Annotated in this window: 23 protein-coding genes; 2 read left to right on the forward strand and 21 right to left on the reverse strand. The window is 48.7% G+C overall.

Annotation, left to right across the window (positions count from 1 at the left end):
* Positions 1 to 146: 146 nt before the first annotated feature.
* Together FO441_RS10095 and FO441_RS10100 are read left to right on the forward strand one after the other, a co-directional pair.
* On the forward strand, positions 147 to 1,304 hold the full coding sequence (locus tag FO441_RS10095) for an acyl-CoA dehydrogenase family protein (protein ID WP_246095109.1): 1,158 nt from the start codon (positions 147 to 149) through the stop codon (positions 1,302 to 1,304).
* Between the two features lie 99 nt (positions 1,305 to 1,403).
* Entirely contained in the window at positions 1,404 to 2,624 is a 1,221-nt protein-coding gene (locus FO441_RS10100) for a hypothetical protein (RefSeq protein ID WP_246095110.1), read from the forward strand.
* Between the two features lie 87 nt (positions 2,625 to 2,711).
* On the opposite strand, the gene gudD is transcribed toward FO441_RS10100, so the two are convergent.
* The 21 genes from gudD to FO441_RS10200 all read right to left on the reverse strand — a co-directional run bounded on the left by gudD (position 2,712) and on the right by FO441_RS10200 (position 23,904).
* Entirely contained in the window at positions 2,712 to 4,094 is a 1,383-nt protein-coding gene (gene gudD / locus FO441_RS10105; protein WP_186365544.1) for a glucarate dehydratase, read from the reverse strand.
* Positions 4,095 to 4,109: 15 nt separating this feature from the next.
* Positions 4,110 to 5,102 carry a tripartite tricarboxylate transporter substrate binding protein gene (locus FO441_RS10110; protein WP_145289536.1) on the reverse strand — a complete coding sequence of 331 codons (993 nt, stop codon included), beginning with the start codon at positions 5,100 to 5,102 and terminating at the stop codon, positions 4,110 to 4,112.
* A 25-nt stretch (positions 5,103 to 5,127) separates the two neighbouring features.
* A complete protein-coding gene (locus tag FO441_RS10115; RefSeq protein WP_145289538.1) occupies positions 5,128 to 6,618 on the reverse strand; it encodes a tripartite tricarboxylate transporter permease in 1,491 nt (496 codons plus the stop codon).
* Positions 6,619 to 6,628: 10 nt separating this feature from the next.
* Positions 6,629 to 7,183, reverse strand: a complete 555-nt coding sequence (locus tag FO441_RS10120) for a tripartite tricarboxylate transporter TctB family protein (RefSeq protein WP_145289540.1) — start codon at positions 7,181 to 7,183, stop codon at positions 6,629 to 6,631.
* Positions 7,184 to 7,212: 29 nt separating this feature from the next.
* On the reverse strand, positions 7,213 to 8,148 hold the full coding sequence (kdgD, locus tag FO441_RS10125) for a 5-dehydro-4-deoxyglucarate dehydratase (RefSeq protein ID WP_237605338.1): 936 nt from the start codon (positions 8,146 to 8,148) through the stop codon (positions 7,213 to 7,215).
* 228 nt (positions 8,149 to 8,376) lie between these two features.
* Positions 8,377 to 9,723 carry a TRAP transporter large permease subunit gene (locus FO441_RS10130; RefSeq protein ID WP_145289546.1) on the reverse strand — a complete coding sequence of 449 codons (1,347 nt, stop codon included), beginning with the start codon at positions 9,721 to 9,723 and terminating at the stop codon, positions 8,377 to 8,379.
* Between the two features lie 19 nt (positions 9,724 to 9,742).
* The gene (locus FO441_RS10135) at positions 9,743 to 10,912 is read right to left on the reverse strand and encodes a mandelate racemase/muconate lactonizing enzyme family protein (RefSeq protein WP_145289549.1); all 1,170 of its coding nucleotides are present in this window, start codon (positions 10,910 to 10,912) and stop codon (positions 9,743 to 9,745) included.
* Positions 10,913 to 10,940: 28 nt separating this feature from the next.
* A complete protein-coding gene (locus FO441_RS10140; protein WP_237605218.1) occupies positions 10,941 to 11,891 on the reverse strand; it encodes a hydroxyacid dehydrogenase in 951 nt (316 codons plus the stop codon).
* A 69-nt stretch (positions 11,892 to 11,960) separates the two neighbouring features.
* Positions 11,961 to 13,397 carry an aldehyde dehydrogenase family protein gene (locus tag FO441_RS10145; protein WP_145289555.1) on the reverse strand — a complete coding sequence of 479 codons (1,437 nt, stop codon included), beginning with the start codon at positions 13,395 to 13,397 and terminating at the stop codon, positions 11,961 to 11,963.
* Between the two features lie 24 nt (positions 13,398 to 13,421).
* Positions 13,422 to 14,330, reverse strand: coding sequence for a dihydrodipicolinate synthase family protein (locus tag FO441_RS10150; protein WP_145289558.1), 909 nt, complete (start codon positions 14,328 to 14,330; stop codon positions 13,422 to 13,424).
* A 129-nt stretch (positions 14,331 to 14,459) separates the two neighbouring features.
* Positions 14,460 to 15,149 carry a FadR/GntR family transcriptional regulator gene (locus FO441_RS10155; RefSeq protein WP_145289561.1) on the reverse strand — a complete coding sequence of 230 codons (690 nt, stop codon included), beginning with the start codon at positions 15,147 to 15,149 and terminating at the stop codon, positions 14,460 to 14,462.
* A gap of 298 nt (positions 15,150 to 15,447) precedes the next feature.
* Complete coding sequence (locus tag FO441_RS10160; RefSeq protein ID WP_145289689.1) at positions 15,448 to 16,104, reverse strand: haloacid dehalogenase type II; 657 nt, start codon at positions 16,102 to 16,104, stop codon at positions 15,448 to 15,450.
* A gap of 80 nt (positions 16,105 to 16,184) precedes the next feature.
* Positions 16,185 to 16,592: a hypothetical protein gene (locus tag FO441_RS10165; protein ID WP_145289564.1), complete on the reverse strand. Its 408-nt coding sequence runs from the start codon at positions 16,590 to 16,592 to the stop codon at positions 16,185 to 16,187.
* 105 nt (positions 16,593 to 16,697) lie between these two features.
* On the reverse strand, positions 16,698 to 17,747 hold the full coding sequence (locus tag FO441_RS10170) for a galactitol-1-phosphate 5-dehydrogenase (protein WP_145289567.1): 1,050 nt from the start codon (positions 17,745 to 17,747) through the stop codon (positions 16,698 to 16,700).
* A 16-nt stretch (positions 17,748 to 17,763) separates the two neighbouring features.
* On the reverse strand, positions 17,764 to 17,940 hold the full coding sequence (locus FO441_RS12645) for a hypothetical protein (RefSeq protein WP_186365545.1): 177 nt from the start codon (positions 17,938 to 17,940) through the stop codon (positions 17,764 to 17,766).
* A gap of 49 nt (positions 17,941 to 17,989) precedes the next feature.
* The gene (gene deoC / locus FO441_RS10175) at positions 17,990 to 18,661 is read right to left on the reverse strand and encodes a deoxyribose-phosphate aldolase (RefSeq protein WP_145289570.1); all 672 of its coding nucleotides are present in this window, start codon (positions 18,659 to 18,661) and stop codon (positions 17,990 to 17,992) included.
* Between the two features lie 23 nt (positions 18,662 to 18,684).
* Positions 18,685 to 19,716: a zinc-binding dehydrogenase gene (locus tag FO441_RS10180; protein ID WP_145289573.1), complete on the reverse strand. Its 1,032-nt coding sequence runs from the start codon at positions 19,714 to 19,716 to the stop codon at positions 18,685 to 18,687.
* A 27-nt stretch (positions 19,717 to 19,743) separates the two neighbouring features.
* Positions 19,744 to 21,003, reverse strand: coding sequence for a galactitol-specific PTS transporter subunit IIC (locus tag FO441_RS10185; protein WP_145289575.1), 1,260 nt, complete (start codon positions 21,001 to 21,003; stop codon positions 19,744 to 19,746).
* 70 nt (positions 21,004 to 21,073) lie between these two features.
* Positions 21,074 to 21,352: a PTS sugar transporter subunit IIB gene (locus FO441_RS10190; protein ID WP_145289578.1), complete on the reverse strand. Its 279-nt coding sequence runs from the start codon at positions 21,350 to 21,352 to the stop codon at positions 21,074 to 21,076.
* 13 nt (positions 21,353 to 21,365) lie between these two features.
* Complete coding sequence (locus FO441_RS10195; RefSeq protein WP_145289581.1) at positions 21,366 to 21,836, reverse strand: PTS sugar transporter subunit IIA; 471 nt, start codon at positions 21,834 to 21,836, stop codon at positions 21,366 to 21,368.
* Positions 21,837 to 21,855: 19 nt separating this feature from the next.
* Positions 21,856 to 23,904, reverse strand: coding sequence for a BglG family transcription antiterminator (locus FO441_RS10200; RefSeq protein ID WP_145289583.1), 2,049 nt, complete (start codon positions 23,902 to 23,904; stop codon positions 21,856 to 21,858).
* Positions 23,905 to 24,188 lie beyond the last annotated feature (284 nt).

A 24,188-nucleotide genomic window follows, 5' to 3' on the forward strand; every position in this document is an offset into this window, starting at 1 on the left:
GCTTTTTTATTCATATGGATACTATTGTGACTAGAATACAGGGTAGAGATAATGGACCGTTGCCATCACAAACAATATGAATGTGCACCGGCAGACGAAGTGCTATAATCCATATTCATAAGATAGGTTTTAGGAGGCGTATATATTTGGCTACATTACAGTCATTGGATCGTGAGGCGCGTCTGGATCTGACGCGGGAGACTGCCAGGCAGTTCAAGGAGACATCGAAGCAGCACGATCGGGAGGGCACCTTCCCTTTTGAAAATTTTGAGGCATTGAAACAGATCGGCTATCCGCAGCTGTCGATTCCGAAAAATTACGGCGGGGGCGGCATCAGTCTCGAGGAACTGATGCGTCACCAGCAGATCATCGCGGAGTTCGATGGGGCCACTGCCCTTTCCATCGGGTGGCATATGGGCATCATCATGGATACAGGAGAGAAAAAGGCGTGGGATGAGAATAAATACAAGGAGATTGTAGAGGACGTCATCTACAATGGCGCACTCGTCAACAACATTGCCACAGAACCGGCGACCGGCAGTCCGACACGTGGAGGCAGACCTGAGACGGTTGCACGCAAGTCGGGTGACAGCTGGATTCTGAACGGCAGAAAGACATTTGCCACATTGGCACCCGTACTGAAGTATGCCATTGTCAGTGCATCCATCGAAGGCAGCAACGATGTCGGCAACTTCGTAGTGGACACTGCACGGGATGGTGTATCGGTCGATGAGACATGGGATGCCATCGCCATGCGCGCGACGGGCAGCCATGACTTCGTCATGGACAATGTACAGGTGGATGCCGGAGATCTCGTATCCTATCGGACGCCCGGTCAGAAGGCACCGTCTGGCTGGCTGCTGCACATACCGGCATGCTATATCGGCATTGCCCGTGCGGCGCAGAAGTCGGCAGTCACGTTCGCCACGGAATACTCGCCAAACAGTATTGACGGTACAATATCCGAGCTGCCGAACGTGCAGGAAAAGCTCGGGCGAATTGAACTGCTCCTTTTGGAAGCGGAGCACTTCCTCTATTCCGTCGCAAGGCAATGGGATGAAAGCAGTACTGAAAACCGGGCCCAGATGGGGCCGGTACTGGGTGCCGTAAAGACTTCAGCAGTCAATAAGGCGGTCGAAACGGTGGATCTTGCCATGCGGGTCGTCGGTGCGAAAAGTCTGTCCGAGAACAGTAATCTGCAGCTGTACTACCGCAATGTACGTGCCGGACTGCACAACCCACCGATGGATGATATGGTACTCATCAGTCTTGCAAAGGCATCAATCAATAAAATGGATGCATAATCCAACTGATAAATGGGCATATAAAAGATGAGGAAAGCATGTTTTTCTCATCTTTTATCCTGTAGTAACTACTTTGCCAAAAGGAGGAGGTATGTACATATGAGCAAAAAGACACTGGGACTGGTTACTCCCCCTGGTTACTTGCAGAAAATGGGGAAAAACCTGGAAGCAGATCTTCCCAACATGCTCCAATACTACATCAGTGATGATTACGAATGGGAGGTCATCTACTTTGAAGACGTGCTCACAGGTGGCACGAACGAATCTGACAGAGTCATAGAAGAAACCATAAACAAGATCAGGTCGGAAAAGTGGGACTACGCCATTACACTCACCGATCTGCCGCTATTTAATAAGAATCGTCCGATTGTCGCTGAAGTTGTATGCGATGACAACGTGGGACTCATCAGTCTCCCGGGACTCGGTCTTGTACCGATGCAAAAACGTGTTCGTGAAGCCATACTTCAGCTGATGAATGAAATATATTATGGCATTTCAGATGAAGACAGGGATAGAGCACAGACACGTCTTGACACACAGAACAACCGGAACTACAGTTCTCTCAAGAAAAAAGGACCTAAGAAGCTGCTGGGAAAAAGAATTTTTGAAATCGTCTCTCCACTGGAACGTCAAGTACTGGACGACGACTCGACAGATGTGGATGTAAGATACTCTGTAAAATCAAAGCTAAATGGAATTATACGTCTTGTCTCCGGTATGGTATATGCCAATCGACCCTGGGAAGTATTTCCCGTATTCTTCAAAATCATCGTCGTCGCCTTCACTACAGGATCCTATGCACTCATATTTCCATCCATTGCAAAACTCAGTGAAATATACAGTATCACTCGCCTGGTTCTGATCACACTGGTGGCACTGCTCGCCCTTGTTGCATGGATCATTCTCGCACATGGATTATGGCAGAAGAAAAACATAAGGGAAGAAGGGCACATCCGAAGAATCTATAACATTTCCACATTCTTCACCCTGCTCACGACCGTCATCATGTACTACGGCATCCTATACGTGATGTTCCTTACCACTACTGCTCTTCTGGTGCCCCCATCTAAACTTGAAGCAGACTTGTCGGGAACGAACGACGTTAGTTTTGTAAACTACCTCATCATGGCATGGACGGTAACCACTTTCGCCACTATCATTGGCGCAATCGGTTCGGTGTTCGAGGATAAGGAAGTCATTCTGAACAGCACTTACGGATATAGACAGAGACAGCGTCATGAAAAAGTGAAAGAAATGGAGAAAGAGGAAGAAGAGAAGAAAGAAAAGGGAGAAGAGAATAGAGAAGAATCGGATAACTAGCTATTTATTCCAGAGCTGCTTTTCCTTAAACAACAATCACTAGACAAAGAGAATGCGCCGTCAATTGACGGCGCATTCTCTTTGGTTCTATTGACGATTTGCCTGAGGCTCATTGCTATGATTGTCGAATTGCAGACATGGTCTTTTACTATTAAATTTCCATCCCGGAACAAGATACTGCATCGCGACAGAGTCATCCCGGTCTCCGAGGCCGTGTTCATAGTACAGTTCCTTCGCTCTTTCAAGTGCATCCAGATCAATGTCCACCCCGAGCCCCGGACGATCGGGTACTTCGATCTGTCCATTTTCTATCTGTAAAGGGTTTGTTGTCAGGTATTGCCCGTCTTGCCATATCCAATGGGTATCGATAGCAGTAATATTTCCCGGAGCTGCTGCGGCGACATGCGTGAACATCGCCAGGGATATATCGAAGTGGTTGTTGGAATGCGATCCCCAAGTAAGACCGAAGTCGTTGCACATCTGTGCGACTCTGACCGACCCCTGCATCGTCCAGAAGTGCGGATCTGCAAGCGGGATATCCACTGACTGCAGCTGGACTGTATGACTCATCTGCCTCCAGTCGGTGGCAATCATGTTCGTGGCGGTAGGAATGCCTGTTGCCTTCCGGAACTCGGCCATCACTTCCCTGGCCGAGTACTCACCTTCGGCCCCGCACGGATCTTCAGCGTATGCCAGGACATCGTGCTTGCCTTTGCAGAGTCGGATGGCATCATGAAGCAGCCAGCCGCCGTTTGGATCGAGTGTGATCCGGGCATCCGGGAAACGCTTTTTCAATGCAGTCACTGCCTGCATCTCCTCATCCCCGCTGAGGACTCCGCCTTTCAGCTTGAAATCCTTGAATCCATACCTTTCGTATGCCGCTTCAGCCAGCTTCACTACGGCTTCCGGCGTCAGTGCTTCTTCATGTCTCAGTCTGAACCACTCGTTATCAGCGTTTGGATCGCTGTCATATGGTAGATCTGTCTTGTTCCGATCTCCAATATAGAAGAGGTATCCCAGCACGTCCACGTGCTGACGCTGCATGCCTTCACCGAGCAGTTCCGACACAGGTACTTCAAGATGCTTCCCGAGCAGATCCAGCAGTGCAGATTCGATTGCTGTGACAGCATGAATTGTGACACGCTGGTCAAAAGTCTGGTTGCCTCTGCCCCCGGCATCTCTGTCTTCATACTGTTCCCTGACTTCCTTCAGCACCCGGTTGTACAGGCCGATCTTCTTGCCAATCACCAGGTCACTGGCATCTTCAAGCGTCTGACGGATGCGCTCGCCACCAGGAACTTCTCCAACCCCCAGGTTTCCGCTGCTGTCCTTGAGAACAACGATGTTGCGGGTGAAGAAGGGGCTGTGTGCCCCACTCAGATTCAATAGCATGCTGTCTTTTCCAGCGACAGGGTAGACTGTCATTTCCGTTACTACAGGAGTGTGTTCACGTACATTTTTCTCAGCCATCATATCACCCGTCTATTATTGTTGTGTTTGTTCGTAGATTTCAGAGTACTTTTCTGTTCTGTCTTCAAAGAGCTGCTGTGTCTCTTCCGGATTCATGTAGGAAACATCGACAAGGAACTCGGACATTTCGTTCTGGAATTCTTCGTTATTCGCTACGCTTTCGAGAGCACCTGTGAACTTATCGACAACTTCCTGTGGTGTCCCTTCAGGGAACGCCCAGAAGAAGAACTTGTCGTAGACGATATCAGCACCCTGTTCTGTGAATGTTGGTGTATCCGGTGCACCTTCAAGTCTCTCTTCGCTCATTACACCGAGGGAACGGAAGTCGCCGGAATCAATGTACTCCTGAACCAGTCCTTGCTGAGTCGGGATGATGTCGATCTGATCGCCGAGCAGTGCTGTTGTCTTATCCGCTGCGCCACCCACATCGACTACGTTGAATTCCGTGCCTGTCTCTTCCTGGAACTCAAGCAGCTGCAAGTGCGTAAATGCACCTGTTTCTGTAGCGACCTGGATTTCACCAGGACTTTCCTGCGCCATTTCAATCAGTGTCTCAATATCCTGGATATCGGAATCTGCATTGACAATGAATGCGTTTCCATTATCCTGCACAATTGAACCGACAAGTTCGAAGTTTTCATAGTTCACGTCTGTCAGACCAAGTATATCGTTGATGATCATGGAGTTGTGGAAGGCCAGTACCGTGTAGCCGTCTGCTTCAGCATTATTGACTTCATCCACACCGACTGTACCGCCTGAACCTGTAATGTTATTGACGATCAGTTCCTGCCCGAGTTCCTCGGAAAGGTATTCTGCAGTAACGCGGGTGTTGCGGTCTGTATCTCCGCCTGCACCAGCAGGTACTACTACGTTGATTTCCTGTTCAGGGTAGGAAGCACCTGCATCCGCGGAGTCTCCTCCTTCCCCTTCTGATGAAGCGTTTCCGTTGTTACAGCCTGCAAGCACTACCATAAATACAAGTGTCAGAAAGATGAATAGTTTTTTCATAGATTAGTCCCCTTATCCAATTAATTTAACTGCTTCTCGTTTTCTTGAATTCCTTATATAGACTGAATGCGATGGAGCCTATGGCGATAATCCAGAATACTGCGGCAATCGGCTGTGTCAGGAATGGCATGAAATCTCCACTTGACATCTGCAGACCTCTTCTCAGATTGACTTCGGCAATCGGGCCGAGAATGAATCCAAGAATCAGCGGTGTAAGTGGAAACTTGCCTTTGATCATCAAGTAGCCTAGAATTCCGAAAAAGATGAGTGCGCCTGCGTCGAAGATGCGGTTGTTCACACCAAATGAGCCAACTACACACAAAGCGATGATGACCGGGTACAGATAGTGCTTCGGTATGCTCAGAAGCTTTACAAACCCTTTCATTCCGCTGAGCAGTAGTACTGCCATGAATACGTTCGCAATCAGCAATGAAACGAAGATGCTGTAGACGAGCGGCCCATTGTTTTCAAAGAGCAGTGGACCTGCCTGCAGACCGTGGATCATCAGACCACCAAGCAGCATGGCCGTTACCGTATCCCCCGGTATACCAAGGGAAATCAAAGGAACGAGTGCCCCACCGACTGCGGAGTTGTTGGCAGACTCTGATGCAATGACACCATCATCAATGCCTTCGCCGAACTTCTCTGGTGTCTTTGACTGCCTTTTGGCAGTGACATAGGCGATGATGTTTGCTGTACCGCCGCCGATGCCCGGCAGTATGCCGATGCCGACGCCCATCAGCGTTGATCTGATGAAGTTGACCGGTTTTCTGAACACCGCACCAAGTGGGAACCCGACTTTCGTTTCTTCGCTATTGCCGTCTTTCGTCTTTGCAATATCCGGCTTCCGGTCTTCAATCACTTTGAGCATTTCGGATATGGCAAACAGCCCAATCAGGACCGGCAGCAGCTGGAACCCTGCTCTCAGCGAATCCACTCCGAACGTCCAGCGCGGATAGGAATCGATGGGAGCTGCACCGACAAACGAGAGTGTCAGGCCGATGAGTGCTGCAATCAGCCCTTTTACGAGGGAGCCTTCCGAGAGACTGGAAATCAGTGTCAGGGCAAACATCGTTATCGCAAAGTACTCGAAAGGACCGAACTCAAGCGCCACCTGTGCAAGTGGTGGTGAAAGCAGCATGAGGATGATGATACTGATAAGTCCTCCGAAGAATGATGAAATGATGGACAAGCCGAATGCTCTGCCCGCCAGCCCTTTCTGCGCCATCGGATAGCCATCAAATGTCGTTGAGATGCTTGATGGTGTACCGGGCAGATTAAGCAATATGGCTGGAATCATCCCTCCGGATACGCCGCCTATGTAGAGGCCCATCAGAAGCGCCATCCCGTTCGCGGCGTCCATTCCGAACGATATCGGAAGACATATGGCCACTGCCATTGTCGCGGTCAGTCCGGGTATCGATCCGAAGACCAGACCCAGTGCGACACCTGCCAGTATGATCAGTATTGTGTTAAAGTTGAATATCAACGCGAAGCCTTCAATGAATAAATTCATGCTTTTCCCCCTATCCTAGTAGCCCGGCTGGCAGCATAAGGTTGAAGAAACCTTTGAAGATCCAATATATCAGCACAGAACTCGCAATCGACAGTACTGCAAAAATGATATATTTCATCTTATCTCGCTGAGTCGCCATGATCACCATCTGTATAAAGAGATACAGCGAAGTGGAAATTATGAACCCGAGAAGGCTCATTACTGCTACATAAGCAATCAGCAGCAGAAGTGTCAAACCGACCAGACCGTAGTGCTTCTTATCTTCTTTCTCTGATGTATCGTCAGCAATATGCTGCTCCTCGGAAACTGCCAGTGTGCCATCTGTCCCTGTTTCTGCGCCTGTTTCTGCTACATGATCTTCTTTTACCGGTTTCTTTAGAAATGCAGTGATCATCATGATCAGACTCAGTACTCCGATGCCGATGGAGGCAACTTGAGGGAAAAACGCTGATCCGATTTTTGCAACAGTCATCTGCTGGAACGATAAGGTCGAAATGAACAATCCAATTGCCAGGACCAGCAGTACGGCACCTGAAATGATGTCCATTTTTCTGCTTGATTCCATATTCTCACCTCCTGATGGCTAAGTTCTCATCATGCTTTGAATTTCTCGTAGGTCTTGCTCGGATATTTCTCAAGGGCTGCCTTCAATACGGCTTCCATCTCCTTGAAGTGTGCAGGATCAACAGGTGTCACCGGCGGTCTGACCGCCTTGTCCACAGGCAGACCGACAATTTCCATGCCTGCTTTTATCAGTGAGACTGCGTATCCTTTTCCTTTGCCCCTGATTCTGTTCAGCGGCAGAATGACATCCTCATAGATTTCTTTGGCAGCTTCCTGGTCCCCTGATTTCAATGCATCGAAATATTGCCTTGAAATGTGCGGGATGTAGTTGGAGATTGCCGAAGAGTAGGAATCGTAGCCGAGTGGCATGTAGGCTGCCATGGTCACTTCGGCCATCGGCATGCCATTCAGGAAGTCGATTCTTCCGGCGAACCTGTGTGTAAACTCATTGTTCCTCTCCATATTGCCATTGCCATCCTTGAAACCGACGATCTGCTCGATCTCTGTCAGCCTTTCCAATGTATCCGCTTCCAGAATTGCGTTGTTCCGCTGATAGACGATTGCATTCAGATTCGTTGACTTTGCGATCTGGGCAAAGTACTCGTAAAGTCCATCCTGTGAACCTTGGACGAGATAGGGCGGCATGATCAGATAGCCTTCAACACCTTGAGCCTCTGAGATCCTCGCTCTTCTCTTTGCTTCCTGGATGTTGCCGCCTACACCTGTGTAGACCGGCACTTTGCCATCCACCGTTTCCATCGTAAGCTCGATCAGCTGTTCATATTCCTGGTCGTCGAGGTTCGTATACTCCCCTGCCCCGCAGACCGGGAAGATGGCATCCAGACCATTTTCCAATAGAAACTCTACATTTTTCACGAAAGCTTCAGTATCGATTTCTCCATCTCTTTTCATTGGTGTTACAGGAAATCCGAGGATTCCTTTCGGTGAAGTTCTATTCATAGCAATACTCCTTCTGTAATTTGATTTTTGTCTATGCATCCGCAATGTACAGCTTATGACCGGCTCTCGCCCAGTACACTTTTAGAAAGCCCTTTCATAAATGAGTACAGTCATCTGTCTGAAAATCCCAACTGATGCATATGACAGTTTTTCTTCTGAATACCTCCTTTTAACTATTTTGTTAATTGGAGTATATCTTTAACATAATTTTCTGTCAATAATTTTGTAAGACAATTAACTAAAAAATGAAAACGCTCTCAAAAGAAGCGCTATTGCAACTCCGATAATCAGCATGACAGCAACATAGGAGCCATTCCATCTGAAAGCGACAATCGACCACCTTGTCTTAAGAATATTGCTCACCAGCAGATTCGTCAGACTGATGGGAGACGTGATGACGGACAGGGACCAGGCCAGAATAAATACGAATGCCATCGTTACTGGTGAAAATCCCACTGCTTCCGGACTGACCTGCAGCATGATCAGAGGCACAACGATGATCTGATGAATCCCGATCATCGTCAGTACTACCGTCAGCAGTATGATGGCCAGTATCAGCAGCAGGGCTGACGTGTCTGCGATAGTGATGAAATACGGGGTCAGCAGATTATTGAGATCCGTCTGCATCATGACACTCGCAAACAATCCCGCAGTGAGAAACATGAGTGTCTCATTACTGGCACCGGGCACCGTTCGGATTGTCTGCTTCATATCTTTGATGGCCGATCCAAACTTGCCTGAAACCACTCCAAAGACGATGGGAATCAGTACTGTGGAGAATGTAATGATGGAGATCATCTCAAGCGGCAGAAATCTTTCTGTAGCAATCAGCAGACCCATAAGCAGAACAATGAACAGGAATATTCTCTGGACGTTCGACCAGTCCTGCTTATGCATCTCGTTCTGTTTCAAACCTGCTCCATGAGCTTCTGATCCCGACTGCCTTGAAACGAACAGCAGAAGGCTTATAAATATCTGCAGAATGCCGAATATGAGGCCAACCATGACATAGCTGCTGAATGAGACATCCATCATGAAGAGAACGGTCGCAACCGAAGCAAAGTACGGCGACCATACGACTGCCGAAAGGTAGCCGCTGACATAGGCTCTGCCGAGAAAGCTTCTTTCAAAACCGATATCCTTTACCACTTCATGTGTCAGCCTGACTGCCCCGATATTCAAAACAGGAGACAATATGAAGAGGATCGCGAGCAGACCGCCATATGCTCTATTCGGCTTCTCTTTCTGCGAGATGAGCACACTTTCAATGGAAGACAGATAGCCGCTCAACCTCAACGGCACAGCTATCAGCGGCGCCAGCAGTATCAGCACCAGAATCGGGATGTTCTGCTGAACGCCGAGAATGATGGATGCCGGCTCCATGCCATATACGATTCCAAGAACGATGCTCAGAAGGATCAGTATTCCGGATATCGTCCGGGTAATTGTACGGGCACCCTGGAAACTGAGTCCAAGCACGACACACGCCACCAGCGAAAGTGGTACCGCTATGAGGATGCCGTCATGAATGACCGATAGAAAATACAGGATGAAGAGAAGGACGAAGGCGTACTTTTTCACTTCATTCTCCTCCGTTCCGCTACTTTGTCGAAGTTCTGTCCTGGAGCTGGTGGACAGTCACCTCTCCCCATCCGAGATCGGACACCTTATACTCTTCGAGCAGTTCCTCATCGAGTTCGACGCCGAGACCGGCAATGTTGCGGTCAGGTGCAATCAGATAGCCATCTTCATACTGGACACCGTTCTTTACAACATCCCCTATGTAGAGCTCCGGACCTGTCGGATCTGAAGTGAACTTGAGATGCGGCAAAGCACATCCAAGATGGGCCATTGCAGCAGTACCAATCGATAGCTCCTGGGTGGTACCGATGACGATCGACTTCCTGCCATTCTCTGCAAGTGCCGATGCTTTTCTGGCTGCGGTGAGCCCGCCGATGAATATCGGAGAAATATTAAATATATCCACCGCATCCTTCTTCAGCATTTCACTCTGCTGCATCGAACTCCAGACATGCTCACTGACTGGATAGTCGATTCTCGTTCTGAAATTGTACAGTCCTTCAAAATCGTTTCTTGGTGCCGGACTTTCGACCATTTCAAGACCGACTTCATACGGCACCAGTGCCTTGAACGTTCTCAATGTCTCTTTCCAGTCGAGCAGATGGCTGAAATCAAAGGATTTTATCGTGACTTTACTGCCGAATTCTGATTTGATCCGCTTCAGCAGTTCAATATCCGCTTCGGTATTCTTGCCGACATAGAGTCTGAAGACGTCGAAACCTTGCCCGTATCTCTCCCGGACCGTCTCCATATTGCTTTCGACCTCTTCCATGAAACGCTGCCTGAATATTGGATAGCAGACCTTCATTCTGGAGCGTACACGCCCACCAAGCAGTTCAGCGGCTGAGACCCCGAGAATTTTCCCGCAAAGGTCATAAAGCGCGTTGTCTATGCCATTGCGTATGAAGCTACCCTTTTCATAGTAGTACATCGCTTCAGGGAAGTTGTCGAGCAGCTCCCTGTTGATGTCCTCGATGTCGAAAGGGTTTCTGCCGACCAGCAGAGTGTTAAGCGTCCTGCTGAGATCGATGAGATCAATGGAATATTTGGGGAGGTGCGAGAAATCGGACATCTCCCCAATGCCTGTGACGCCTTCATCCGTTTCAAGCTTTACAATGACATGCTTGTTGACGAACCCGGTATGTCTTGGTATGCCGACAGCATGCAATCTGACATTGCTTATTTTCATTTAGTGATTCCTCCACACTTCATTTTCTTCAGTTCACCCGGTTCAGTGGCGCTTCACCGGAAAGGACCCGCAGGATTTCCTCCGCTGCTGCGACCGACAGGTTCTCCATCGCCTCTGTCGTCTGAGCACCGAGGTGCGGTGTGGCGATGACCCGATCATGCGCAATCAGCGGATGATCGGAAGATGGTGGTTCCTCTTCGAATACATCGAGTGCAGCCATGCCGATTTCACCGTCGTCCAAAGCTTCGAGAAGGGCTTTTTCATCAACCACACCACCTCTCGACGCATTGATCAGAACACAGTTCTCCTTCATCTGCCTGAACTGGTCTGTACCGATCATGTTTCTCGTCGCTTCCATCAGTGGAACGTGCAGACTGACGTAGTCGCATTCAGCCAGAAAGGCTTCAAGATTCTCAACGGCTTCGACGCCGTTTTCAAGCGTCGCTTCGTCCAGGAAAGGATCATATACTCTGATCTTCATGCATAGACCTTTTCTGCACTTTTTTGAAACAAGTCTTCCGATATGGCCATAGCCGACAATGCCGAGTGTCTTCCCTTCGACTTCGGAACCAATGGCAGCATCTCTGATTTCATAGTTGCCTTTGGCGAATTCCCGATTCACTCCAACGAGGTTTCTTGACGCAGCCATGATGAGCGTCACAACAAGTTCAGCTACTGCGTTGGTGTTGCCGAGCGGCACATTGGTCACGGTGATGCCCATCTCACTTGCCTTTTCAAGTGAGATGTTATCATAGCCTGCGCCATGTCTGGCAATCACCTTCAGCCGAGCAGCCTGTTCGATGACTTCATCCGTGATGGGTTCTGTTCTGGCGAGAATGGCATCTGCATCCGCTGCGTATTCCCGCAGCGTCGATGCACGCGTATCTGGAGGCCGGACGATTTCACATCCGGCTGCCTCCAGCAGCTGTATGCCGCTCTCATGTACTTTTTTGGGGATCAGTATTCTGTACGTCATCATAAACCTGCTCTCTTCATGTTATGACTGGTTGAAAACCCACTTGCTCCGGTACATTCAAATACATCTGGATCAACCAAAGAACTTGATGGCACAAGTTTTCGTATGCGTGTAGAATTCGAGTGCTGCCTGACCCTGCTCTCTTGTATGGGAGCTTGACTGCTTCATTCCACCGAATGGCGACTGGTATTCGACGCCTGCCGTCTCCTGGTTGACGCGGACCATTCCTGCTTCCGTCTGATCGAGGAATTTGTGTGCATTTGCCAGGTTTTCCGTGAAGATTGCAGCACTCAGTCCGTAGATTGTATCATTGGCCATCTCAATGGCTTCGTCGAAGTCTTTTGCTTTTTGGACAGTGGCTACCGGTCCGAAGATCTCCTCTTTCACAAGTGCGTGATCGGAAGGTGCATCAGTAATGACAATCGGAGAAATGTAGTAGCCGTCCTTATCGATACTCACTTCTTTTTCAGCGATGATCTTCGCTTCGTTGCGTGCCAGTTCGATGTAGGAGCTGACTTTGTCATACTGCTCTTTTGAAGCAACTGGTCCGAGGTAGGCATCTGCATCGAGTGCGTTCGACAGTGTGATTTCCTTTACACCTTTCTGCAGGCGTTCGATGACCTCATCATAAATGTCGCTTTCCACAATGATACGGCTCGTCGCTGTACATTTCTGCCCGGCCGACTTGAATGCACCGCTCAGAACAATCGGAATCGTCTTGTCCAGGTTGGCATCCTTCATGATGACAGCAGCGTTCTTGCCGCCCATTTCCGTCTGGAACTTGATATTTCGTTTCGCGCAGGTTTCAGCAACATATAGACCTGTATTTTCAGAACCTGTGAAGGATACACCATCAAGGTCTGCTTCCTCGAGCATCGCCTTGCCGACGACACTGCCCTTGCCGATGACGAGGTTCAATACACCCTTGTCGAGCCCCGCTTCTTCGAAAAGTTCCACCATTCTCGTTGCAGTCAGGGATGCATTTTCAGCCGGTTTCCAGATGACTGCATTCCCGCAGATCAGTGCCGGAGCCAGTTTCCATACCGGAATGGCAACCGGGAAGTTCCAAGGGGTGATCAGACCAATCAGTCCGACAGGTACTTTCTTCGAGTACTGCAGTACATCCACATCACTTGATGGGATGAGCTGTCCGTCTGATCTGACACCTTCCCCAGCATAGTAGCGCAGGAGGTGGATGCCGCGTGTCACTTCACCTTTCATCTCACCAATCGGCTTGCCCATCTCCCTGCTGCCGAGCTCTGCCAGTTCGACAAGATTCTCTTCCAGAGCAGAAGCCATGCTATAGAGCACCTCAGCACGCTTCACGCCAGTCTTGCGGGCCCATTCCCCTTGGGCTGCCTTGGCTGCCCTTTCCGCCTGGAATACATCTTCTGCTGTGCCCTGGTTGACTGTTCCGACTTTCTCGTTCAGATCGGAAGGGTTATATACCTCGACCTGACTATTTGACGGTGTGCTCCATGATCCATCGATCCAGTTCTTAGTTTCCATTATAAAATCTCCTTTGTTGTTGTTTTAGTATGATTTGAGTGCCCATCTGGACAGCAGCTGTGAAACTGCCTCCCTGTCCGCATCATTCAGTGGTGCAACAGGCGGCCTCGGCGGCCCGGCAGTCATATTAAGTATCTCCATCGCCTCTTTGATGACGACGACGTTGTTTCCGGAACTGTACTTTTCACGCAGATCCTCAAACTCCACAATTTCATGCCATATGCCAAATGCTGTGCTGTAGTCCTGTTGCTGCAGTGCATCAAGCAGTTCGAATGACTTCTTCGGATGTACATTGACAAGGCCCGAAGTGAATCCTTCAGCACCCGCACTATAGTAGAAAGGTGCCCATTTCTCAGCAGTGCCGCATATCATAGTGACACCTGCATCCTGAGGGATGGATTCCAGGGCTTTGGCAAAGCGTGGCAAGTCATTGATGGCGTATTTCACGCCGACCAGCTGCTCCAGATCGGCAAGCTCAACAAGAATGTCATCACTGACAGACGGATTCTTGAAATAGATGACTGCGGGCAAGTCTACAGCCCTGATGATTTTTTCGAAGTAGTCTTTCGCGCCTTCCGAAGTAATGTAGGGGTGAACCGGCATGTGGATCATGATGGCATCCGCGCCGTCAGCTTTCGCTTTCTGTCCCATTTCTATGGCTGTGCCTACAGAATAGCCGATACCTGCAACGACCAGACATCGACCACGAGCAATTTCAACAGTCCTTTTCGTCTCTTCCATGGCCTCTTCAATGGTCAGTGCATAAAACTCACTCGTATTTCCGCAAGGGACAATGACTTTCAAACCGTTCTCAATAAGAAATTCGACGTTTTCCTCTACACCTTGCCAATCAATTTCTCCAGTTTCACCATCGAAAGGCGTAACAGTAATTCCTGAAATCGTTTTCAATTCTTCTGAAATTTTTTTGCTCATCTTTACCTCCTATATCTATTTGTAATACAAATATAAAATATAGTAATTATAAAGTCAATGTATTCGAATAATTTAGATAAATAATTGCGCAAAAAAGAGACCTGATTCATTTCAGATCTCTCATATGATTCACACACCTTTTTGGTTGGCAAGTATCTTTTCACGTACATACTGCAGATGGTTATACATCTCTTTGAACGCTTCGACAGGATCCCTGCCTTTCAACGCTTTGACAATTGCGCTGTGGTGTCTGACTGTAATGTCCGGTTCACGGAAAGTGATCAGACTATCCGTTTTCTGATGGGTGATCAGAAGTGAATCAATCATACCACTGACAACCGGGTTGTTCGCACTCTCTGCAATAATTCTATGGAACTCGCGGTCCAATGCGCCGTAATCATCATCGACAGTATTGGCAATCGCAACAATTGTCTCCTCAAGACGGGCAATCTGATCTTCCGAAATCTTCTCCGCAGCAAGCGTCACCAGGCCAAGTTCCAGCGTCATCCGTGCTTCAATGACTGCCGGCACGTTGTTGATGGATAGTGCCAGCATGGCTCTGAACGGACTACTGCCGATCTTTTCATTGATGTATGTACCGCCACGCGGCCTTCTCTTGACGATTTCAAGTGTCTCGAGGGAACTCAACGCCTCTCTCAGTACCGGTCTGCTCACATCAAACATGTGCATCAGATCCATCTCGGGCGGAAGCTTGTCCCCCGGCTGCAGGTCCCCTTCCATAAGCAGCTGTATGAACTTTTCCAGCACTTGCCGGGATAGAGTATTCCTTGTTACAGAATCAATCTTGAACTCGACCATAATTCCTCACCTAATTCGTCAAATTTCATTTATTTTAAAAATAGCGCTTTCATTAAAAACTAATTATTTATAATTGTATGACAAAATGAAATTTATGTCAAACTACCATACATATACTTCACTACCCTTTAAGGAATATCCTTACTCCATTTAGCACAGCAACCAGACGGTAATCGTCTATCGTCCCGTTTCGGAAAAATCTGAAGTTGGAGACCGTATTGCGCTGAAGCCGCTGGATGAATAGAAAAAGAAAGCTTGCTGGAATCGATCGTTTCCAGCAAGCTTTTACTATTTGAATCTATAACTTTTCCAAAATACCATAGAGATCCGTATAGGCCTGATCCGGCTGGACATCGAGTGTTTCAGGTTCAACCCTGTTTCTGTTGATCCAGGCTGTCTGGAAACCGAAACTTGCGGCTCCCATGATGTCCCATGTATTGGACGACATGAAGAGTATTTCGTCCCGCTTCAGTCCAAGCTGATCCAAAGCATACGCGTATGCTGCAGGGGTTGGTTTATACTGTTTGATCTCATCGGCACTGATGACTTTATCAATGTGATCATGGATATCCGAGCTTTCGACAAGCGGAACAATCATATCTTCCGAACCGTTCGAGAAGACGACACGCTGCTTATCGCTGCATTTTTCAAGCACATCGGAAACTTCCTCAAAGAGTTCGAGGTTCAGATAGGCCATCATCAGCCTTTCCTCGTCCTCCTGCTCAAGTTCAACACCTTCTGTCCGGCACGCGTAGCGCAGAGCGTCACGTGTCACTTCATCGAATGGACGGTAGCGCCCCATCAGCTGACGCTGGAAGAAGTACTTCACCTGCTTTTCCCGCCAGACGGTGCTGATCTTCTCCCCTTTTTCCGGAAAGACCGATTCACATGCCGCTTTTATCGAATGCACGTCAAAAAGTGTGCCATAGGCATCGAACACGAGTGCTTTGATCATATCCATTCCCCTTTCACCTGCTGTGATACTCAACTGCTACCCTATATAGAAAATAGAAAACAAGATAAGGTGTTCATTTCCTAACCCGCAGGGGTGATGGACACACCATTCTCTTCCGCCTGGAAGACCCAGTTCTGCGACAGCATATTTTTCAGATCCTGCTGTTCTTCTTCATCCAGCTGCAGGCCGGTCACCTGGTTGTTATCGTATATATAGTCTAGGCCATCCTCTTTGCCGTACTTCATTCTGATAAGGTTCTTAAGTCCATTTTCTGTTAAGAACTTCACCTTGTATCCCTCATTCAATATTGATTCCAGGTTGCCGGATGCATACATTTCCTCAAGGGTACTGTAATCCGTATTTCTGCTGACTGACTTGAAGTCTTCAGCTTTCCCGTTCTTCACCTTCTCAATGATGTCCGCGCTGCTGTAGTCATTGCTTCTTAAAGATTCTATCGCATAGGCTTCTGCCAGTGTAATCGACTGCATGATGATTCCTCCTTGGGTTGTTCCAATGTGTTTAATTCATATCATAACAAAAAAAGACCCTTCACCTGGATGGATTTGCATCCTCAGTGAAAGGCCTTCTGCATATCAGATTTCAGGATAGAACATGACTTTACCGAAATTCTCATCCCGATTGATGATTTTACTGAACGTTTCAGGCCCTTCAATCAATGAGAGCCTGTGCGTGATGATCTTCTCGACATCAATCTGTCCGGTGCTCATATAATGGAGTGATGCATGCCATTCCTTGCCCGGGAAAGGCGCTGAGATGGCATTCCAGGAGCCGAGTACTGTCAGTTCATTTCTGACGATCCGCTCAAAGTAGAAGCGTTCGATATTGATGTCTGCATACGGAATGCCAAGGTAGACGACCTGTCCGCCTTTTTTCGGCAATGCCAGCACGTGGGCGGAGGTGATGGGTGATCCGGCGCTCTCCACTGCCAGATCGACACCCTGTCCGCCTGTATGTTTCGCCACTGCTTCATGTGCCGGCTTTTCCATGGAGTTGATGGTGACATCGGCACCGACTTGTTTCGCTGTTTCCAGCTTGGCGTCATCGATATCAATCGCATAGATTTTCTTTGCGCCGAATATCCGTGCCCACTGGATGGCAAGGAGACCGATGTTGCCGCAGCCGATGACAGCCACTTCTGCACCCGGCTGGATATTGGTCCGGTAGAATCCATGGGCGACGACAGCTGAAGGTTCGACCATTGCCGCCGTATCAAAGTCCACATTGTCCGGGACAGGTATCACGTTTTCCTCCGGCAGCCTGGCAAATTCGGCAAATGCGCCTGGATGGTAGGCGCCCATGACGTGCAGGTTCTCACAGCGTGCCAGTTCGCCTTTCCTGCAGCTGTCGCATTCTCCGCAATAGAAAGCAGGACATCCGGCGACGCGGTCGCCGACTTTGACTGTCTTCACTTCGGGTCCGACTTTGACCACTTCCCCGGCAAATTCATGGCCGAATGTCGTCCCTTCCACATAGGGACCGAGCTTTCCATATCTCGAAATATCGGATCCACAGATGCCTGCCGCTTTGACTTTGATAATGACATCATCTTTATTCTCTATCATCGGTTTCGATGCATCTTCGAATCTTAGATCTTGTTTACCATAGAGATTTAATGCTTTCACCATCATTCCTCTTTTCCTAGCTTACTGCTTTTTCTTCCTTTACATGTTCATCAGATTTCTTTTTCTTCCCAAAGAGAATACTGATTAGCGCCGCCCCGATGATGATCGGATTGAAGATCATCTGATTTTCAAAATAGAAATCTCCAATGTTACGCATCGGTCCAAGCATGAATTCCAGCATTACGTCTACCATATGCAACCCTCTTTATAATCATATTTGATTTCTCTCATATCACTTGTGATCAATAGGTACTTGATGACTGCTCCCCGGAAATGAGTGCCACAGCACCACTCGTACCGATACGGTTGGCGCCCGCTTCAACGATGTTCACCGCATCTTCGTACGTTCTGATACCGCCTGCCGCCTTGACGCCGAAATCAGGACCTGTGACAGAACGCAGCAGTCTGACATCTTCCACTGTCGCACCGCCACCATTGAATCCAGTCGCCGTCTTTACGTAGTCAGCGCCTGCTGCCTGGATGATCTTGCAGGCCGTCACTTTTTCGTCTTCAGTCAATAGTGCCGTCTCGATGATGATCTTGGTCGTCAGCCCATCGGCTGCTTTGACGACTTCACGGATATCATTCTCCACAACATCGAATTCACCGGATTTCAAAGCGCCCAGATTGATGAGCATATCGATTTCCTCCGCCCCGTTTCCGATGGCCTCTTTTGTTTCGGCAACTTTCGTCTGTGTCGTTGCGCCACCGAGTGAAAAGCCGATCGGTACACCCACTTTGATGCCATGTTCAGACAGAATGCTGTGGGCATGCGTGACGTAGTATGGATTCACGAACACCGTCCTGAAGCCATGTTCGATTGTCGTGTTGCAGAAATCCGTAATATCATCTTTCGTCGCCGTCGGCTTGAGCAGTGTAAAATCAATCATTTCAATCAGTTGCTGTCTATTCAAGAAATCACCCTGTTTTAAAGATTTTAGTCGACTGGTGTCAGCAGTACTTTGATTGCTTCGCCGCTTTTGATCTTGTCGTACGCTTCTTCCCACTGTGTAATATCGTATTCGTGCGTGACTAGCGCTTTCGCGTCCACACTGCCGTTGTTCATCAACTCAAGGGAAGGTTCCCAGTCCGCAGATTTCTGGCTTCTGCTGCCGACAATCCGGATTTCCTTCTGGATCACCTTCTCCATATCGAAATTGATCTTGGCGTCTGCAAAAATGCCGACTTGGCAGTAGTGCCCCTTCTTTCTCAGGAGATCGAGTCCCTGATGGGTTGCAGGTACGGCACCGGAGCATTCGAATACAACGTCCGCCCCGTAGCCGTCCGTCAGCTCATCCACAAGCGCTTTCAGATCCTGCTCCTGTATATTGACGACATGGTCAATGCCAAGTTCTTCCGCCTTATCGAGACGCACCTTGTCGTTTGTCAGTCCGGTAATGATCACTTCAGCCCCCCGGCTTTTGGCTACCTGTGCCGTAAACAGACCGATCGGACCTGGACCCATGACGACCACGACATCGCCTGCCTTCACTTCCGTCTTCTCGACGGCGTGATGTGTGCATGCCAGCGGTTCCGTCATCGCAGCAGACTGGTAGTCGACGTTATCAGGCAGATGATGGACACTGTCCTTCCTTGCGATCAGATAGCTGGCAAACCCGCCATCCTGCTGTGTGCCAAGACCTTTGCGGTAGTTGCACAAATTATAGTCGCCGCTCTGGCAGTATTCGCATTCTCCGCAAATATAGAACGTCGTCTCCGAAGTGACACGGTCACCCGCCTTGAACTCGGTGACGTTGTCGCCGACTTCAACCACTTCGCCTGAAAATTCATGGCCCAGAGTGACCGGGACTGCGACCTTGTAGTGGCCTTCATACGTATGGATGTCAGAACCGCATATGCCAGCATACTTTACTTTTATCTTGACCTGGTCGGCGCCAGGCGTACCTGCTTCCTTTTCCTTGATTTCAAGGTTGCCGAAGCCGAGTTCGGTCTTTACCAATGCCTTCATCATAACGTCCTCCTAATGATTGATGTATCAGTTGAACAGAGCGAAAATCTTGAAGATGATCCAGTTGACGATGTTACCACCCTGGTCGATACTGGAAACTTGTACTGAACCTTCCGGCATGTCGAGATCTGCTGTCTGTGCCATTTCCGTAAATATCGGCGCCACGTCTGTTGCGATGTAGAGTGAGATCGCAATCATCACAGTACCGACGATGACCGAGTGGACGATGTTTCCGCGTGCAGCACCAACGATGAATGCGACGATGAACGGAATGGTCGCCAGGTCTCCGAATGGCAGTACGGCGTTGCCTGGAAGGATGATCGCCATAAGGACAGTGATAGGAACGAGGATCAGTGCAGTTGAAATGACCGCCGGATGCCCGAGCGCCACCGCTGCGTCCAGTCCGATGTAGATGTCCCTATCACCGAATCTTTTGTTCAGCCAAGTACGTGCCGATTCAGATACAGGCATGAGGCCTTCCATGAGAATTTTCACCATGCGTGGCATGAGTACCATGACCGCTGCCATCGCCATACCGATTTCGATGACTTCCCCTACGCCATATCCAGCAAGTGCCCCGATGACCGCACCGAGGAAGAGACCGATGAAGATGGATTCTCCGAATACACCGAATCTCTTCTGGATGGAATCCGGATCTGCATTCCAGTTTTTGACGCCAGGAATCTTTTGAAGTCCTTTTACGAGGAATATCCCTGGCGCGTAGGAAATTGTACTTCCTGTCGCAATGGATACACCTGGAAGATCGTAGAATTTGCTCATCATCGGCGCTGTCCAGTCCGCCACTTTAAGTGCAACAATCTGGAAAAGTACCGCACCGATCAGACCTTGGATGATGCTGCCTGAAACGGCATAGATCATTGCTGCCATGAATGTATAGTGCCAGAAGTTCCATATGTCCACGTTCATTGTCTTGGTCGTTTTCGTCAGAAGCATGACGACGTTGACAATCAGGCCGAGTGGAATGATGAATGGTGCCACAACAGATGCCCATGCGATGGACGATGTTGCCGGCCAGCCGACATCAAGTACGTTCAGGCTGACACCAAGCCGCTCAACCATGCCTTGTGCAGCCGGCCCCAGGTTATTGACGAGCAGGTCGATGACGAGGAAGATACCGACGAATGCGACCCCGATGGTCAGACCGGATCGGAATGCTTTCCCTGGCTTCTGTCCAAAGAACAGACCGAGCAGGAATATGGCAACGGGCAGTATGACTGTTGCACCGAGATCTAGAAATCCTTGTATAAAATCAACAAAACCTTGCATGTGATGTTTCCCCCAGACGTTTTTATAATAATGATCGGTTCCTCATTAGCGAGAAACCGAATGGGTCGATCTATTTCTTCAGTTCCTCCAGGATTTGAGCTTTCGTATCTTCAACGCCGATGCCTGTGAGGAAGTTTCTTGCATTGATGACCGGGAAGTCGTATTCCTTCTGCGTCATCGCTGTAGTGACCAGCAGGTCTGCTGAATCTGCATAGGCACCGACTTCCGAGATCTTGATCTGCTTGAGATCCACTTTGATATTGTTGTCTTTCGCGAGTTCCTCGATTGCGTTGTTGACTACTGTTGACGTTGCGATTCCTGCTCCACATGCTACCAATACTGTTTTCATATTATCCATCTCCTTAGAATGTAAAATCGAGTTTATTTTTTAATACTTCAACAATCTTTGTCTTATCTGTTTCGTTCACGAGATACTTGAGAGTATCCTCATCCCTGAATACCTGCATCAGTCCCTGCAGCAGACTCAGCTGCGAATCGGACTTGTCCATTGCCAGCATGAAGACCAGCTCTACATCCACTTTTTCGTTCGGATCTCCCATCATCCCGAATGCCACCGGATTTTTCAGTACGGCTACGCTGATCGTCTTTTTGATGACGTGTTCGACGTCCGTGTGCGGAATGGCGACAGAAACGCCGCCTGTAGGGAGTCCAGTGGCAAATTCCTCTTCTCTTTCGATGACTGCTTTCAGGTAGGAATCCCTGATCAGTCCTTTTTCTTCGAGATTATTTGCCATGGCTGTCAAAACCGCTTCTTTTGAATCCGCTTCCAAATCTAAAAGAATGATGGACTCATCAAAAACCATATCTTTCATATTCTAAACTCCCTTATCACTATTCAACCGAATGTTTTTGTAGTACTTTGCAGATTTCCTCATCTGTCTGTGCATCAAATAAAGCCTTGCGTCCATTTTTGGACTGTGCCAGATCTTTCAGCTGAAGCAGTGCTTTCAGATGCTGCTCCTTATCCACCGCAGCAATGACTACGATGACGTGAATGACTGCACCTGCAAATTCGATGCCCGCATCCACCTTCAGCAGGCTCATCGACACAGTGTTGACGCCGTCCTCGGGTGCAGCATGCGGGATGGCAACGCCTTCCCCAAGGATGATGTATGCATTATCTTCGGTGTTCTGTTCAACCATCTTCTCGACATAGCGCTGTTCGATATGTCCGCTGTCGATCAGTGGTGCCGCACATTGCCTGATTCCTGCTTCGAATGACGGTACCGACTGTGCCAGTGAGATGCGGTCAGCGGTAATCAGTTCATCGAGCGTATAGGAAGCGGCGCCGTTATGGCCGGCATCTTTACTGTTCTCATTACTGATGTACCGTTGCAGATCTTTCGACAGCTGGTTTTCATTCTTCACATCCGCATGCTTTCTGACGATTTCCATGATCTCCTCGACATTGATTTCATGCGCAGTATACCCTTGTACTTCAAGCATGACCTGGCGTCTCAGCCGGTTCTTCTCCTCCTGCTTCAGGTAGGAGCTTGCAAGAAACAGCTTCTTCTCGGTCTCAAGGAAGACAGGGGAGAAGATGATGTCGAAGTCGAGCGTATACTCATAGAATTCACGTACCGACAGCGAATCGAGAAAAACGAATTCCGGGAACAGTTCCTTCAGTTCGGTAAACATCAGGCGGGAAACGGAAACCCCTTTCGGACAGACGACAATCGCTTTCGTCTTCTGTCTGAGGCTTTCACCCTGACGGCGCATCCACCCGCCGAGCAGCATCGTAAGGTAGGCAATTTCATTTTCCGGAATCCTTGTACCGATCAGCGCTTTGAGCGGCACTGTGGACTGCCCGATCAGGTGAAAGAGCTCCTTGTAGTCCTGCAGGATGAAACTTTTGACGTCCCCCACTTCGGTAAGATGGTACTTGATGCGGTAGTAGGCGGGCGTCATATGCAGCAGCAGCTTATCCAGCAGTTCGTCCCGCTCCTGAAGGGTAATGCAGGCTGTATTCTCAAAAATTGTGAGCATGTCCTCGAGCGCCTGCTTCAGATGCGGAATGCTCTCTTCCGTCAGCCGATCCGCCCAATATACGTTTGTTGAAAGCAGATGCAGTGTAATGAACAGCCGCTCCTGCTCCGAAATATCCGTATCGTGAAGAATTTCTTCTGCTGCCTGAAATTCCTTGGTGTGCGAAATTTCCTTGAAGCCGATCTTGAACGATTCGATTGTGTTGCCCTGGCGGATTCTGCGAAGGACAAGCAGCAGGTCGAAAGGCATGATCAATACTTTTTCATCTGTAAACTTCAAGTTCAGTTTCTGCTCGACACTTTCAATCCTCGATGCAATCTCAGCCAGTTCATCTTCATCGATACCGACAAGCGACCTGATCCGCTCCTCACCGCCATTCATCTGGACCAGCGTGTCGAGGACATTGAAAAGCAGCTTGCGGATGTGGAACTCCTCACCCTCGATGAAGTATCCATCGATTCTTGAATACTTGATTTCGAGGCTGTAATCCGATGCCAGCTCACGCACTTTCTTGAAATCGTTCAAGATTGTGTTCCTGCTGACATCAAGCTCTAATGCAAAATGATTCAGTGACAGTTCTTCTCGGCTTCCAAGCAGCATCAGCAGAATCATGTACTGCCTCTGGTGCTCTGAATAGATGTTCGTTTCAGCAGCTGATACTTCATGATCATCCCTCAGGTTCGTGATGACCGCCTGGTTGATGATGAAGTTTCCCTGGCTGTTTCTTTCTATGCTCGGGAGGTTTTTGGATGCGATGAATTCGTTGATCTTCTTGAAACTGTAGCCGAACTGACGACGCGTAAGATTGTACTTTTGTTCCAGCTCCTTACTCGTTACGCCAGGACTTTTCAACAATTCATCCAGTATGCTTACACTTCTCTCATCCAGTTGCATGTGACCATTGCTCCTTCCCGTTAATTAAAATATACCAGCCAGAGACTAATATTTGTACACCATTACGGCACAATTAAAGTGCCATGTAATGTACACCCTTGTGATTGAGTATAGCGTAAGGTGTGAAGAGTTTCCTTTTCGTTCTGAAAACTGACGCCCGACTACCTCTAAATATCAATTGATGTATTTATTTGGTATGATGCCACTAAAGTAGAGTTTCCAGATTTTTTAATATCTGACCGTTTGAACATGAAAGCATCGAAGAAGGGGTATAAACCATAAAG

The organism is Salinicoccus cyprini (genome assembly GCF_007713705.1).
Lineage (GTDB): Bacteria > Bacillota > Bacilli > Staphylococcales > Salinicoccaceae > Salinicoccus > Salinicoccus cyprini.